9 protein-coding genes and 1 pseudogene are annotated in these 15,106 nt (G+C 36.2%); 2 read left to right on the plus strand and 8 right to left on the minus strand.

Translation table 11 applies throughout. The annotated features are described in order from the left end of the window. Positions 1 to 4: 4 nt before the first annotated feature. From HYD28_01480 to HYD28_01500, 5 genes are all read right to left on the minus strand, one after another. Positions 5 to 1,060 (minus strand): hypothetical protein, encoded by a 1,056-nt coding sequence (locus HYD28_01480; GenBank protein ID QLE07752.1) that lies wholly within the window; start codon positions 1,058 to 1,060, stop codon positions 5 to 7. Positions 1,061 to 1,075: 15 nt separating this feature from the next. Beyond that, entirely contained in the window at positions 1,076 to 1,462 is a 387-nt protein-coding gene (locus HYD28_01485; protein ID QLE07753.1) for a TerB family tellurite resistance protein, read from the minus strand. 665 nt (positions 1,463 to 2,127) lie between these two features. Next, positions 2,128 to 6,033 carry a hypothetical protein gene (locus tag HYD28_01490; GenBank protein QLE07754.1) on the minus strand — a complete coding sequence of 1,302 codons (3,906 nt, stop codon included), beginning with the start codon at positions 6,031 to 6,033 and terminating at the stop codon, positions 2,128 to 2,130. A 282-nt stretch (positions 6,034 to 6,315) separates the two neighbouring features. Beyond that, positions 6,316 to 9,336, minus strand: coding sequence for a KAP P-loop protein (locus tag HYD28_01495; protein QLE10456.1), 3,021 nt, complete (start codon positions 9,334 to 9,336; stop codon positions 6,316 to 6,318). 35 nt (positions 9,337 to 9,371) lie between these two features. Further along, positions 9,372 to 9,674, minus strand: a complete 303-nt coding sequence (locus HYD28_01500) for a helix-turn-helix transcriptional regulator (GenBank protein QLE07755.1) — start codon at positions 9,672 to 9,674, stop codon at positions 9,372 to 9,374. A 195-nt stretch (positions 9,675 to 9,869) separates the two neighbouring features. Here HYD28_01500 and HYD28_01505 point away from each other — a divergent pair, with 195 nt between their 5' ends. Together HYD28_01505 and HYD28_01510 are read left to right on the plus strand one after the other, a co-directional pair. Next, positions 9,870 to 10,418, plus strand: a complete 549-nt coding sequence (locus tag HYD28_01505; protein QLE07756.1) for a hypothetical protein — start codon at positions 9,870 to 9,872, stop codon at positions 10,416 to 10,418. Beyond that, positions 10,412 to 11,792 (plus strand): annotated as a pseudogene (locus HYD28_01510) (DEAD/DEAH box helicase family protein). The gene HYD28_01505 and the pseudogene HYD28_01510 overlap by 7 nt, the downstream one beginning before the upstream one ends. A 126-nt stretch (positions 11,793 to 11,918) precedes the next feature. Here the strand turns inward: HYD28_01510 and HYD28_01515 are convergent. From HYD28_01515 to HYD28_01525, 3 genes are all read right to left on the minus strand, one after another. After that, positions 11,919 to 12,437: a GrpB family protein gene (locus tag HYD28_01515; GenBank protein QLE07757.1), complete on the minus strand. Its 519-nt coding sequence runs from the start codon at positions 12,435 to 12,437 to the stop codon at positions 11,919 to 11,921. Positions 12,438 to 12,731: 294 nt separating this feature from the next. Continuing rightward, positions 12,732 to 13,130 (minus strand): hypothetical protein, encoded by a 399-nt coding sequence (locus HYD28_01520; protein ID QLE07758.1) that lies wholly within the window; start codon positions 13,128 to 13,130, stop codon positions 12,732 to 12,734. Next, entirely contained in the window at positions 13,127 to 15,103 is a 1,977-nt protein-coding gene (locus HYD28_01525; protein QLE07759.1) for a hypothetical protein, read from the minus strand. Before HYD28_01525 ends, HYD28_01520 begins: the two co-directional genes overlap by 4 nt. Positions 15,104 to 15,106: the final 3 nt, after the last annotated feature.

The raw sequence follows: 15,106 nt of genomic DNA on the forward strand, positions 1-15,106 counted from the left end.
GGTATTAAGACAAAACGTTATTAGCTTGTTTGATTAGCTCAATGGTTTGAGGATTAACTTCATCTCCTTGTTCATTGATTATACCTAAAGTAATAAAATCTCTGAGTAGATAAGCCACAGCATAACTATGCATAATAATGCGCTTATCTTCTCCTTGCATGTCTCGGTAATGCATATTCTTATTTGCAAATTTATACAAGGTTTTCAAAAGCCTTTGGAATACTTCCCAAACAGATTCACATGTTGAATGGCACAGGGTTGTTTGCTTTTCAATTGCGCTCAGCTTGGAAATAACAACTCTGCCTTTATCAACTTGAGTCTTAATATAGTGATAATGTTCAACCGCTTCATCTTTTGCTTTCGCAGCTTTAGCTGCAAACACTGAGCCGCCAATTGCCAATAATGGTCCAGCAACAAGGCCGCCTAAGACCATTGTGCCACCTGCTATTCCAAAACCACCAGATGCAAGTGAACCACCACCTAGCCACGCTAATGTGGCGTTCGTTGCTGCAGCACCAGAAAGACCACTAATTGCTGTTCCTGTAGATGCTGTGGCTAAAGATCCGACACCCAAGTAAGCACCACCACCAGCAGCAACTCCAGCCAGAGAACCTGCGCCAACTGACTGCAAACCATGACTAATCTGACTTAACTCTACCTTGCCAGCAAGAATCTCACTGGTTGCTTCTTTAATGGACAAATCAGAATCAATAACACCAATCTCTTTCAGGATTGCGACCTCTTCTTCTTTAGTAATAACAATGCGTTGCGATTTTTTGAACTCGTTTTTTATCGAGGAGCCATTTGTAACATCAAATAAACCTTGGAAATCAACAACCGATTCGGTTGCCTGTTTCTTTAGCCTTCCATAACGTTCAAGAACCGCCATCGTAGCGGTCTTTTGGTTTTTTAGATCGCTTTCAAACTTTTCAGCTAATCTATTAGCGCTGCTATTGTAGTCTTTTGCATCATCGAGGTCGCCTTTCGCATCAACACCCTTTTTGACACCATAGCCTGCGGCTGCAACTGCAACACCGGCCAAAATAAAAGGTAATGGCATGATTAGTTCTCCTTACTAAGCCAAAAGCTCTTGTACTTCTAGAGATAGAGACATTTGCTTTGACACCCAACCTTCAACCTGAAGTAGTTTCTCTTCCGATACATTCATAGCATCTGCATACTTATGAATTAACCCCTTTTCCTTATGGTGATAATCACCGTCTGCATGAGCAACACCGATCAACTCAAGCAGTAATGAAATTTTTGATGTGTTTGTATTAAATAACTTGGCTAATCCATCTAAAGATACTGATTCTGGCGATATAGATGCATCAACTTGACTAGCTAGAATCGATAGAATCTCCTCTTCGCTTTCATGTAGCTGCTCATCTACGTCTATGACTTCTTTTGCTAAATATAGCAATGCTGACTGTTGTTTTGTATCTAAATTCTGAATAAACATATAGACTCCTTTTCCTTTTTATTCATAGTTTCATAATTTACCTGAGCTCTGGATAATAAATTTATCAACTTAATATCAATGTGTTAGTAAACCTCTTAACCAAAGCTCAGGTTAATTTTCTATCTAATTCACTTGATGTGACTGTATCAGCCAAACTTTTGGTGAAGTCCTGCATCAAGAGAGCTGAAGCGTTTTTTATATATCATTATCTTCTTCAAGACGCTTTAACTTTCGAAGTTTAAGTTGATCTGGCGTAAATGTAGTTACACTAACCTGAGCTGCACAAGAAATGGAACTAAATATTCTTGCGGTGATCAGATCTTTCGACCAAGAAACATAAGATTACCGAGGCAAGGGCATGAATAACTTAGATGCAATTTACGTAGATGTCGATGATTTTTGTTTATTGTTTGTGGTGATAAGGCTAGTTTTACTCTAAACAGACATCTATGTAAACATGGTTTTAATGCTAAAGAAAATAGGCACTCCATACTATTGAAAAGTGTCTATACTTCTTACCATTTTTATAAAAAACAGTCTAATACTGTCTGCACTTTCAAGAAATCCTCTAAAAAATGAGCTGAATACATGCTTTAGAGGTAGTCTTTACTGACGGAAATTTAGAGGGGTAGTACCGGAATTTCTCTAACTTTTAATCAGGTCCATTACGACCTACCTATTAGCATATCTCTTTCTGCCTCACGTTTTTCTTCATACTCTATTTGCCTATCAATGTCGCTTATGAAAGAACTAGCCCAAGTCCGAACCTTAAACTCTTCATGATTTATCAGAGGAAGCAGTAGTTCTTTATCTGCCTTTAAATAAGGGACTAGCGAACCAACCCAAGAGCGAGTGTGAAAGCTTGAAGATACTTCTCTGACAAAGGCTTCATTATCTCCAAATACCGACAACAAACGGATTAACAGAGAGTTTATGAGTTTATTCTCACCTTCCGACAAAAACATAGGGATTGCTCTTGCTACCAGTAGTAACGCAGTTTCATCGTGGCACCAATCAATAACTATATCTTGAGGTATCGTATCAAAAATACTCTCTTCTCTTTCTTCATATGACTTCCCACAACCAATTAAGTCAATCAATCGGTAGGCTTTAATTATGCTGCCGTCTAAAAGTCTGCAAGAAATTATGGGCCAAATTGATTCACCGTGTTTTTCAAATGCCTTATAAAAAGCGGCACTTATATAGTCCAATAAATCTGAATAACCTATATCATAGTTGCCAACCTGAGCTATTAGATGCAAGCATAGTTCAGTTGCAAATTCTTCCCCTTCACTATCTAGCAATTTTTCTACGGAATTTAACCAATGATAGCTATCAAGTTGACCGGAATTAGCATCTTTCTCAAATGAGACAGATAAGACGAGTCGTCTTAATACGGGATTAAGTTCCTCATAATCTGAGCCTTTTTTGCCAAATATGTACATATTAACAATATTTAGTGCAGTCCAAGTTCCGACATTGTCAACTTTACTTAATGATAGGCAAAGCTCTGACATTTCAGGTATCGATAAATGATCAGTTACGCTACCATAAGATAAAGCTGACGCGGCACATGAAGGTAATTCTCCTTTTTCGATAAGAACTAAAAGTCTTTTCAAGTGAGTGGCTTCATATTTGCCTGTTCTTATGGCATCTGGATAGAATCTAATTAATCTTCTATCTGTAGAAATTAAGTTAACTGTTGAGCTCCAATCAGAAGGCGACTTTGTATGTAAACCAGCTAAAAGGCCTAGTAAAAATTGGAAATTCAAGTTTTCGTTGGACCGAATATAATCAATAACAGAATCTAATAAGTTTTGATAGGATTCAGCTTCAATAATAAGCTGCCTTGCAAATACCCAAGTTTGTTTTTGCTCTTCAAATGTTAAAATCAACTCTATTAGGGGTATTATCTCATTGAGACGCCCTTTGAGTGAATGAGCTAAGTCCTTAGCCTCTTCTGCTGCGACGTCAACATAATGGCCATCATCTCCTTTTACATAGCCACAAGAAGGATTTAAAACAGTGAGCTTTATTTTTTCCTCAAGGTTATCTTCATCTGGAGATAACAACTCTTCCCATGAACTCAAGTACGCTAGCTGTTCATCATTCATCCTGTCTGCATCGTAAATTAAAGCATGAACAATAGATTGCATGGCTGAAGGCCAGTATTTATCAGAAAGAGTTATCATTTCTCTAATAAATCTATCGAGAACTCCATATTGCTCGTATTTAACGAGGCCTCTAATTCTCCGCCCCAAAACATCCTTAACCAAAACAATATGCTTTCCTCTCTTTGCAATTATGAGCAGAATGTCTAATAAAGACTGCCAGTACTCAAATATCTCCTGCCATTTTTGAGGTATCCATTCCTCTAACTTCTCTTTAGTGCCTTGATATTCTGCACCAACAGCTCTATTCGCTCCATGAGTGTCGAATGCCCGTGCCACAGCTTTTATTATCACAGCATCAGCACTCTGAACGTTTAGGCCCAGAGCTTTACTTAGGATTCCTAATCGCTGGTTAAATGGAGCGCTTGTTCCTGATAAGAGCCACCTGAATAATTGTGAAAACTGTCCTGTAGCATTGTTACTGAATTTTTCGTTCTCTAATTGTGCCAACTTAAACAAACACCAAGCTGACTTGTCAAAGCAATCAACGTGGTAAACAAGCATCTCTAAGGCCCATACTAGGTTACGGCGACTATCACCAGTAATATTGGCAATCTCATCATTGCTTATAGATGTAATTACTTGATGCAGTAGCGAACTGGTTGCATTGGGGTTCACTTCAACTAGGGCGCGAAACAGTCTTGAACCCGCTTTAGAAAGCAACAGTTCCGCTTGGGCAAAAGGGCTTCCGGCCTTACAAAAGTTATCAACAAAGCCTTGAACATTTATTGATGAATCCAAGTATTTAATTTGTTTACAGAAGCTTTCAACTAAACTCTCTGGTAGGTTATTTATGAGTTCGCTCTGTCTTTCAAAGAGGCTTGACTCCCACCATCCCATTGCAAGGTTTAGCGCTAAGGGCTTAGGTGTAACTCTGGCAAATTGGCCTGTTATATTGATTAACTCTTTTTTTCTAAATCGTGTTACAACCGAATCAAAGTCAATATCAGTAGCTTTGGCTATTTCTTTTATTAGCTCTTTGTCTTGATTTACGCCTTCGTTAATTCCTCGTTCGATCTTGAAGTAATCAAACAAAGACATAACTTTCAGAGTTTCTCTTTGGCTTTGCGAAAGTTGAGAGTCTCCATTAATTAATTTTTCAACTAAATCATCTTCTGTGAACTCTGCTCTCAATTCTCCAGATTCTCGGATATGTTTAATAAGCATATCAACTAGCAGAGGAAAACCTTCGACAAACTTAGATACTCGAATAATGTATGCTCTTTCAGCATGAGGTAGTAATTGTGTTACTAATTCTTCAATTTTTTCTATCGCTAAACGTTCTAACTTTATGTGGGCTGATGATTGAATTTTGTCATGGTAGAAGTCGACTGTTACTACTTTCAAGTTAGGATGCTCAGTGCTTAATGCTCTTCCTATTTTGTTGTGAAAATTGACACTGCAATTCTCAACTACTATCAAAGAACGCAATTGGTTTTTGGATGCTAGGAGCAACTTATCTAAGATCCCCTCTTCATCGAGGGACGCGTTGTAGACTAGAACTAGGTCTTCTGGAAAACTATTTTTAACTATATATTCAACTATCAGTCGAGACTTTCCTAGCCCTGACAGCCCTGTTAATCTTACCAAAGGCTTATCAGATTCAAGAGCTGATGTTAGTGAAAATAGGGCATCTTCTCGTTGCTCATCTTCGACATACCGTAGGTTGTGGAGGCGGTCAATTTTTCTCCAGTTACGATAAGTCCTTGAAGCTCCGATTAAATATTTGTCGAGCTTTGGATTTGACTTCAGAAATTTTTCAACTTCGACGACTACGTTGTCATTTTTAGAGCTTGGCTTTGCTATTTCTCCGTGATTGACCTTAGGAATTGTTTTCGTATCAGGGTAGTTATATGAGGAACTTGATCTTGAAACAACGTCATCTACCTCGGCACAAAGGTTGAGAATTTGAAGTTTAGAGTCATATCCCTCTTTTTGCCAACGTTGATTGATTTCAGTTAGGCTGTCTGAGTTGCTATTCAGAGCTTTTAGGTGTTTGTTGCGTGGATTAAATAACTTACCTAAGTTTGCAAGTCCAGAGCCAGTGTGCGGGACGTCAAGGAAGCAAACTCTGGTGATATTGTGTTGTATCTCATTTAAAGCTAGTTGCTGTAGAAGCTTTTTAACAACTATTCCACCATTACTGTGAGCTATAAAAAAGATCTCATCATTAGAAAAATCTTCACACTTATTCTCTAACTCTGTGATGAATGCTTCCGCTATGTTTAGATGGTTTGGGGCAGCTTTCCAGAACTCATAAAATTTATGCGGTGAAACATAGTCTAAGCAAGCAACCTCATACTGCTCACCGAGTTTATCTTCGATAAAATCAGGGAATGCCCCCCAAGCATCTTTGGAATTTGATGAATATCCATGAACGAAAAAAATATACTTAGCCATTAATCTAGCCTTTTCTTATAAGTATTGAGAATCTTGAGGTATTCATTAGACAGTCCCTGTCAATGTTGCCAAAAAACAGTTGGTTATGCCATACAGTGTAGCATCCAATCCATACAATTTTGGCAATGTATTCAACCATGAGAGCTATCTTCCTCATTGTCGGCCATAAGTTTCTATTTCTTGTTATAAATCTTTTTCTCGCTGACAATACTAAGCCAGATTTTATCTTTCTTATAGCTTGTAAGTAACTCTATCCATGAGGTGCTTATGAGTGCGTTACAGTTAATTAATGTGGGTTGTTTGATCTTCTTCTAAAATATCGCCTAGAGTAGTTAAAACAGCTTTTAAGTCTTCTTCATAACTCGCAATATAATTAGGCGTATATACTTTTCTTGTTGTATTCCTATCAGCCACTTCTTTGATCTTATCTTTGTGCCTTTTCCAAAACTCTCTAAATTTATTTTTATTTAATGGTTGGATTATATCTTCCTTTGTCGGCACAAAATCATCAGAGTCTAAATCAGAGAAAAACCCACTTGTTAAATGAGATAGGCAGTAGTCAATAAAGTAAATGGCATTTTTTTCAGTTATTTCAGGGTTAAAACAAACATCAAACAAGTAGTCATTCATTAAATTTGCTATACCATTATTGTCTTCAGAGCCTTTTTCGTCATAGTAACCGCAACCCACTCCACTTCCCTTAGGTCCTTTATCATTACTTAAATGGTAAATTACAAAATTGGCAATATTAACTTTGGTGACTGTAATTCGTTCACTGTTTGACAATCTCCCAATATATGATGCCTCTTCCTCATCAAAACTTGAATTAATAAATAGCTCTTCTTTTGTTTTTTCCATTTCATTAAAGAAGTTAACTTTGTGGCTGATGTATCTATTGAAAAATAAACCAAAAATTTCTTGTGAAATTTTTCTCATTGCTTGGATTGTTAATTTGTTTACAGAGCCTGTAGTTTCCTCATTATCATTTTGCTCACGAATGAGTGCAGCATTCAGGTTATAAAATTGCCCACCTCGGTCTCCACAACAATATAGTCTGAAAAGCAGTAAGTCTTGCCATCCAAGTATGCCGCTAGCACTACTTATGAATCTTTCTAATATTCCGTTATTATCATATTGCTCAGTTCCAAGTATCCGCCATGCTATCTCTTTTTCTTTACAGTTTACATTGCTATTATTGCGTCGATCCTCAGCACTTTCTCCCCAGCCAGCTCTATCTAAAACCCTTATTAAAGTTAATATGTAACGTTTTCTTAAGTCTTGTTTAGAATCGAATAGTATTGAGCTTTTCTGAACCTGCTCAATTAATGTATCTATAACGTTGTTAGCAGAAGCTTTATTTAACCTACCAGAATGAGAAACAAGCAGAGTCAAAAGCTTATCTTTCGATTCAGGCGTATTAAAGTGTGGATTATTTAATAGTTCAGAATACTCTTCACCGTTTATTACTTTATCTACAGTATTCTTATATAAATAGTATGTTTCTGCCGGTTCTGGTTTGATGCATCGTACTATTAGCTTAAGGAAACTCTCTAAATTTTTAGCGGTTCCAGAATTAAAGCAAGCTCTTGAGAAATAGACTTCATCACTTAAGCGAAAGCTATTAGCATCATTAAACCCTAAAGTATCTAAATCAAAAAGTTGCTTTAACAAAAATTGAGCTGTACCTTCTTGTTTATTAAGGATATCGATAAAGTTTATGGAGTTTTCATATTTGGCATTTTTTTTTATAAGAGAGAAGCTTCCTTTTGAATTACATGTTTCTTCTAGATAAATTTGCCTGAATAGTCCTGGGTAATTTAAATGTAACAGCACAAGATTTATAAAGTCGTGTTCATTAAAATCATTTTGGCTCAAGTCATTTGATTCAATTTGCATTAGCAAAATTGTATTTATAAAACGTTTTAACTTTCTCAAGCTACCTAAAAGAGGAAGGTAATGAACCGCAAATTCACCTTCTAAATTTAAAGCTAATGCCTCTAATATAGAACTTAACTTTACAAGTGTATCAGCAGGTATACCTTCCAATTGAAATTGAGAACTTTTTTGCCAGTTATGCTTTAAGAAATCAACTAAATGTTTGGTTTCTGTAAATACGTTTAATTTTACAGTAATAAACTTCTCTAAAAACTCACGAGCTTTTTCTTTATTATCTTGTTCGCCTATCAATATTTCTGTGTCAAAACTGAGTACATAGGTTGCTTGAGAGAGTTTGAATGATTGTTTAGTAGCATATAAGACATTATTTATAGATACTGGATCCAGTCTATCGAGATCATCAATTACTATTATTACGCGAAGCCCTAACTGCTTTAGGGCATCATCAATATCTTCTAATAAGTCATCAATACTATCAGCTGTATGTGATAGTGAGAGCTTTAAGCCAAATAATGAGAAATTAGCTTTACCCTTTATTAATCGAGAATAGCGACTCGCGGCACTTTTTAATTCTGGAGCAAAGGTTTTTCTTTGAATTGCATTTGTTATTTCGGTTATAAGCCTATTTGTGATATTGCTTTCAGAGGCGTATCGGAGAGGCTCAAATCTGCATACAACTATATTTTTTTCATGCTCCAACCAGTAGTTCTGAGCCATATTTATTAAACTACTTTTTCCAACTCCCCATGGTCCATCTATTCCAAAAACGAGTCCTGATGAGTGGTTATTGTTTAATACATGCTGAGAAAAGTTCTCAACGGCTTGCCTAGTATCAAATAAATCAAAACTTTCATTTGCTATTGGTTCATCACTTAAGAATATGCTTTGAGTTACTTTTTTGTCTTGAATACCTTGCTTCAGTGAAGCCCTAAAAACTGTAAAAAAGAAAAGAATAACAGTAGGGGCAATAAAACCTGGTGCATTTCTCAATGCTAAGTGTATAAACTCTAGCTGTGGAAGTAAGAAATAACTTATGAATATTCCAAATGTGAAGGTAAGTATCAGGTCTAGCCTTCTTCTTTTAAGAATTAATAGTAAAGTTTTGTGACCCTCTCTATGTGAAACGTAAGGTTGGATAAAGTAGTTAATAGCAATTGCTGTAAATAATAAAACTATTGCTAAAACTACTCCGCTCACAGTAAAAAAATCGTCAAAAGAAGGCTTATTATAGCTTTCTGCTAGAGTAAACAGGGATTGAACTGAGGCTCGGAGAACAGTCAGAGCCTTCAATGAAAAACTTAAACCTAGATTGTATCCTAGAAACAGGCTCTCACTAACCAAAAAACCTATAATTAATGACTTAATATATATTAAATAATTTGGCTCTTTGATAGTTTCGCGCTCCATAGCCATCGTTTAATCCCTTTAAACTCAAAAGGCTTTTAACCTTTTTTTAGTTTTTTTATCAGTTCAAGCTTTTTTTCAGTATCTAACTTTGATATTTCAATTGCTAGCTCTGCTGTTGTCTCATCTTCACAGAAAAAATAATTTAATGGAACATTTAGTTCATCAGCAATTTTTTTTAGGGTTGCTAAATCTGGAATGTGGCGGCCTTTTTCATAGTGGTTCATGCGACCACTCGCTGAGTTTTCATCCATACCGATAATTATTCCCAGCTGCTTTTGAGTAATACCTGACTTAGCGCGGGCCTGTTTGAGCCTAATTGGGATTGGATTTTGGAACACAGAATTATCATTTTTTAGTCTCTAATAGCTTAGATTGTCTGAGTTTTACAATGGTTTGTACACTTAGGAATCCTAAGCCAAAATTTTGCCACACTCTTAAAATCCCTCCCAATCATAAAACTTAGCATTTCTAAGTTTTACATTGTTCTATATACTTAGCAACCCTAAGTTTTCTTAATTTGAGTTGTATAAGAAATGCCCCACGTTATCAAATTAAACCAATACATTTATTCCCTTTTTATCGAAAAAGAATGCAATGGCTTTACAATTGTTGAGCTCAGAAATGAGTTATTAAACGTCACTGATACATATCAAGATATAGATGAGGCACGTAAGTTCATTTATAGACAAACGACAGCTCTTGAGCGGAAGGGACTCTTAAATTCAAAAGGAAGTGGCCGTTATAAAAGGTATTTTAAAACTGAGCTGTTTGATAACGCTACATTTGTGGCGAAACAGGTTGTAATTGACAAAGAAAAATCAATTAGCAGTCATACTGATAATCAAGCATCTCAGCTTGTTGTAACCTTATTAAATGAAAAGAAACAGTTTGAGGCTGAGCTTGCAATTTTATTGGGGGAGGTTGATGAATATAAAGCTCTACAGAAACGATTCCCTGAGCACCTTAGCTTGTTTTACCCTGCATTCGATGATGCTAAAAATAATTCAGCTAAGTTACTAGGAAAAGTTAACGCTTTAACTAATATATTGGCTTCTTTGGATAATGGTGCACGGCAATGCTGAGAAGTTGGCAAAGGGAATGTGTTGAGTTAGCAGTAAAAAAATATACAACTATTGATAAGCACTTTCTATGTCAGGCCACTCCTGGTGCTGGTAAAACAATAATGGCAGCTTCATTGGTCAAAGCGTTATTTGATAAAGGAATGATAGACAGAGTGATCTGCTTTTCACCATCGGTTGAAGTGGCTAATAATATCAAAAGAACATTTGGAAAAATAATTGGGTGTTCGTTTGATGGCTCATTTACGGCTGTAGGTGCCTCTATGACTTACCAAAGCTTATGCTCTATTCCTGAAAGTACCTGGGATGGGCTTAGAAAGTATCGTACATTTTTTATTTTTGATGAAATACATCACTGCTCATTCTCGCAAGATAAATCTAAAATCAATACGTGGGGTGAGAAGGTTGTTTTCCATTTACAGGATATTGCAACTTACACACTTGCGCTATCGGGTACTCCTTGGCGCTCAGACGCCCTTCCCATTGCTTTAGTGAATTATTCTGACCCAGAAGGTGAGCTGATATGCGACTATCAATACAGCTTGAGTCAAGCTATTAGAGATAACGTGTGTAGAGAGCCCAAAATATTGTTAGTTGATAGCAATAGTATTTCAGATGGTAATGAAACATATAGATCTATAGCTGAATTTGTTAAACAAACTAACTCAACTTATCAAGAGATACTTAATAATGAGTCTGCACTTAGATATTTACTAAAGTTATCCGTATTAAAATTGTCGGAGATAAGAGATTCAAACCCGACTGCTGGCGGCCTAGTTGTCGCCTCTTCAGTTAAGCACGCTGAAATGATAAATAGTCTATTAACTGAAAAATTCAATCAAACGTCAACTATAGTTACTTACTTACACGATAATTCAGCACAGAAGATCAGCTCATTTAAGTCATCTACTGCACAGTGGATTGTTAGTGTTGGTATGATCAGTGAAGGAAACTGATATACCTAGACTACAAGTATGTTGTCATTTAAGTTCAATAAAAACAGAGTTGTACTTTAGGCAAGTCCTAGGGCGCATTCTTAGATCAAGTAAAAATAAAATAGAGTTTGCTTGGTTATTCACATTTGCAGAAACAAGCTTAATAAAGTTTTCTGAACGCATTAATATTGATATACCAGATAGTTGCTCCTATGTTGATATGGAATGTAGCACTCTTTCATTGTCAGGTGATTCATTGGAGTGCTCAACACAATGCAAGACAGGAAAAAATAGCAGCTTAAAAATGAGCTTTGATAAATTACATGTAGACTATTTATCTTTAGGTATCGATGAATCTTGCACAGGTGAGTTACCTTATTACTCAATGAATAGTTTATATATTAAGTCTCTCAGATCTAGAGTAATAGAAGCATTTTTATAACTATTAATATGGGCTATATTCGACGCTGATTCATTTCTGTTTTGATACGCTATAGTAAATTGCTTAACCAAATATTTTGGAGCGTCACAAGATGTTAATAGTTGGGTTGAATTTGCCTTGTAGAATTTAAGCCTTATGTTCTTTATTACTTGCACTTGAGAGCTTTAAAACATCACGTATAAAGTATGTTTTTTCTTGAGTATATTTTTCTCTGTCACCACCAGACTCTATTGCAAGTTTACGTTTTAACTTAGCATAGTCTTGAGCAACAATAGGATGAGAGCGCAGATAATCACGAAATACTAACCTCTCAAACCATAACTTACTCTCAAATGGAATTAGGTGAACGTGGTGAGTCCTGACTTCGGGAGATGGTTTGCAAAACCAGTGCATTACATCTCCTTTATAAGGATGGTAACAGTAACCATTGCTTTCCAATACTTGTATGGCATTCTTAGAGGCCTCAAGACTCTCTAAGCCTACCATAATATCAATAATAGGTTTTGCAGCTAGCCCTTCAACAGATGTGCTTCCAACATGCTCAATTGTTCCGTAGTCGATATTTTTAATTAAGGAGCCGATAAACCGCTTTTCTATATCAAATAAATCAGGCCAATTTGGGGTGTATTCAACTATTGATATCATCTTTTTAACTACTGATTCTATTAAACATAATGTAGCGCAGAAACGTACTATTAATAAAAACAACACTAAAAATATTTACGATTATAATGAATACACCTGAATTTGTATTTTGATCAAATACTACAAGCAGGCTAGAAAACCTTTACGGACTTTCACCATTAGAAGTGTTAAAGCGAAGAGTTTCCCCATTAGGAATTGATTTGAATGTATTTCTAGAAGCAGACAAAGTTGTCAGCTCTGGTTAAACTTCATATTTTGGTAGGCTGATATCTAATTAGCCTTAATAGAATCATTTCATCTTAACGACTTTATTTGAATAGGTTTGATTTTACCACTTTTAAGGTCACTAATCTCATCTTTCAATTGTTCAATAACGTTGTTTTGTGCTTCACATATTGAAGCTAGTTTATCTCTTTCTCTTATACAATCTGATAAACGAACCTCAAGACTTCTTTGCTTTCTAAGTCGCTTTTTTTTATTGATGACGTCTGAATCAATCTCCTGTTGCTTTAAGTAATCCTGTATCTCAAGAACCAGAACAGGGAAGCGAGCTTTCTTAAGCGCTGTAGGATGCTTCCCTGCTTCTTTTGCAACATTGTTTTGGCTAACCTTAGTGCCTACCTCAACATTAATAGGTTTATTAGCTTTAAGGCGCTCAAACGCCTCTCTAAACAACGCTTCTGCTTTACTCACTCAATGCTCCTTTCTCTTTTAATTATCTCAAGCACACTATCATAAGCTTCAACCTCCTTTTTTAAGGATTCATATCGTGGAGAACCTTCCACTAATTTAGAAATTTGCTCTTGGTAATGCGCTTTATCATCTTTGAACTCTTGCTCTCTATCTCCGTCGATAATTAAATCAGGACACATTTTACTTTCATTACCACCTGCACAATTCACAATGGAGTCAAAGCCGCCAAATTCACATACCCCCTGTTTCAGGCAAAATCCAATAATATTACTACGACAAACAATAGCTCCATTTTTTTGAGCTTTTAATAGTTTTTTCCTATCACCATCTTTTATAAAGTGAATAACCTCTGGCTTAACAGGTGACTTACTGTGAGGAGCAATTAACTCACCTTGCACTACGCTCGTAATATTACGCGCCATTTCAGCGTAATATTCATTTACCACCTCCCGCTCTGCATTCTGATTTAACCTTAAACGACCTGCATTGTTTTGGTAATGAAACTGCTGCTCACGAGTCCCATGCTTCATTTGCTGTTGAACCGATGATGCTGACACTTTATTCAAGGCGAAATGGACCGCAAGTGTTCTTCTGAATTGATGAAAATTAAACTTCCAACTTTGACCAACTTTAAACCATTCCTGTTTAGCTAAAGAAGGAGTTAGCGCAAGCGCTTCAGAATAATCTTCTTGTGTAATTTTGAATAATTGGGGTTTAAAAACTTTCTCAGCCTTTGCAGTAACAGAGGAATAATCACCTATTTTTCTTGTCTTTGAGGTTCGGTGACTTGCTTGCCATACCGCCATGTTTTGAAAAAGAGGTGCAGAAAAGTCTGATGTTGTAACATGGCGCAACTTCCAACCAACTAAAGTTTCAGCAACACTGATAACACGCTCTAACCGCTTTGGTACAACCCAACGAGCATCATTATCAGGATCAGTTTTCGTTGTTTCGCCTACTAATAAGCAGTAATCACCTAGTCGCTCATCTCTATCAAGAACAAAGCACCCCACCCGTAATGATAAAGCCTCTTCCTTTCTCATAATTGAATAATACAATACATATAAGTAGCAACTAATCACTATACTGTTTAATAAGCATGAAAATTGGTCGATATTATAGGTACTGCCATTATTCAATGCAGGACGACTGACATACTTTTCAAATAATTCCATCAAGCCATGCTCGTTTAGGTAGTCTTCAAACGACCCGTTATAGCGCTCTTTATTGGAGGAAGAATGTTTATTGAATGGGCTTGCTTCGTAGTGAGAAGTCACTTTATTTAGATTGCTTTTTACTGTACCTGCAAGGTAGTTATATAAATTACTTAACTCATCTTTATATAACTCAAAGTTATTCAGTATCTCATCCAAATTCTGGACAAACTTCAGCCAGATCCGATTAGGAATATAGGCATTTTGTCCAGACTGATGTTTAGGATCAAACTGTTTATATAGTGCTATACCTGCGTCATCTAAAAGAGTGAAGCCTATCTGCTCTCGATTTTTTAATATTTTATTAAAGTAACAAACCGCACTATTAACTAGCGATGGTGATTTTTGAGCATATTGCTTAGCAAACCCCTCTATAACTTTTGGGTATCGATGTAACTCACTAGCGATAACGTTGGCTGATGAACAAGATCTAAACACAGCACTAAGGGGAATGTAATAAGCATTCAAGCTTCGATATTTACCAGGGAATAAATGACTGTAGATAATGTAATACATCAATTGCTTGAACAATTTTTTGTTTGTTTCATCGTATTCATAAAACTTATATTTAGTATCTCCGCCGAACGATGTGAAATCCCAAACATCATCCCCATACCGAGAAACTATCTGACCTTCTTGATTGATAGACAGTACAAAGTCCTCTTTTGGTGGATAATTAGGTGATTGGTAACAAGGTGATGTCTGTGTTACAAACTCTACCTGACCTTTAAATTTTAGGTTCTCAGTTAAATATAGCAAGAA

The organism is Pseudoalteromonas shioyasakiensis (assembly GCA_013391845.1).
In the GTDB taxonomy this organism is placed as follows: domain Bacteria; phylum Pseudomonadota; class Gammaproteobacteria; order Enterobacterales; family Alteromonadaceae; genus Pseudoalteromonas; species Pseudoalteromonas apostichopi.

Excerpts from the sequence above, each read along its gene's own strand:
- HYD28_01490 (QLE07754.1), bottom strand. The coding sequence starts at position 6,033 with ATGGCTAAGTATATTTTTTTCGTTCATGGATATTCATCAAATTCCAAA.
- HYD28_01515 (QLE07757.1), bottom strand. The coding sequence starts at position 12,437 with ATGATATCAATAGTTGAATACACCCCAAATTGGCCTGATTTATTTGAT.
- HYD28_01480 (QLE07752.1), bottom strand. The coding sequence starts at position 1,060 with ATGCCATTACCTTTTATTTTGGCCGGTGTTGCAGTTGCAGCCGCAGGC.
- HYD28_01495 (QLE10456.1), bottom strand. The coding sequence starts at position 9,336 with ATGGAGCGCGAAACTATCAAAGAGCCAAATTATTTAATATATATTAAG.
- HYD28_01505 (QLE07756.1), top strand. The coding sequence starts at position 9,870 with ATGCCCCACGTTATCAAATTAAACCAATACATTTATTCCCTTTTTATC.
- HYD28_01485 (QLE07753.1), bottom strand. The coding sequence starts at position 1,462 with ATGTTTATTCAGAATTTAGATACAAAACAACAGTCAGCATTGCTATAT.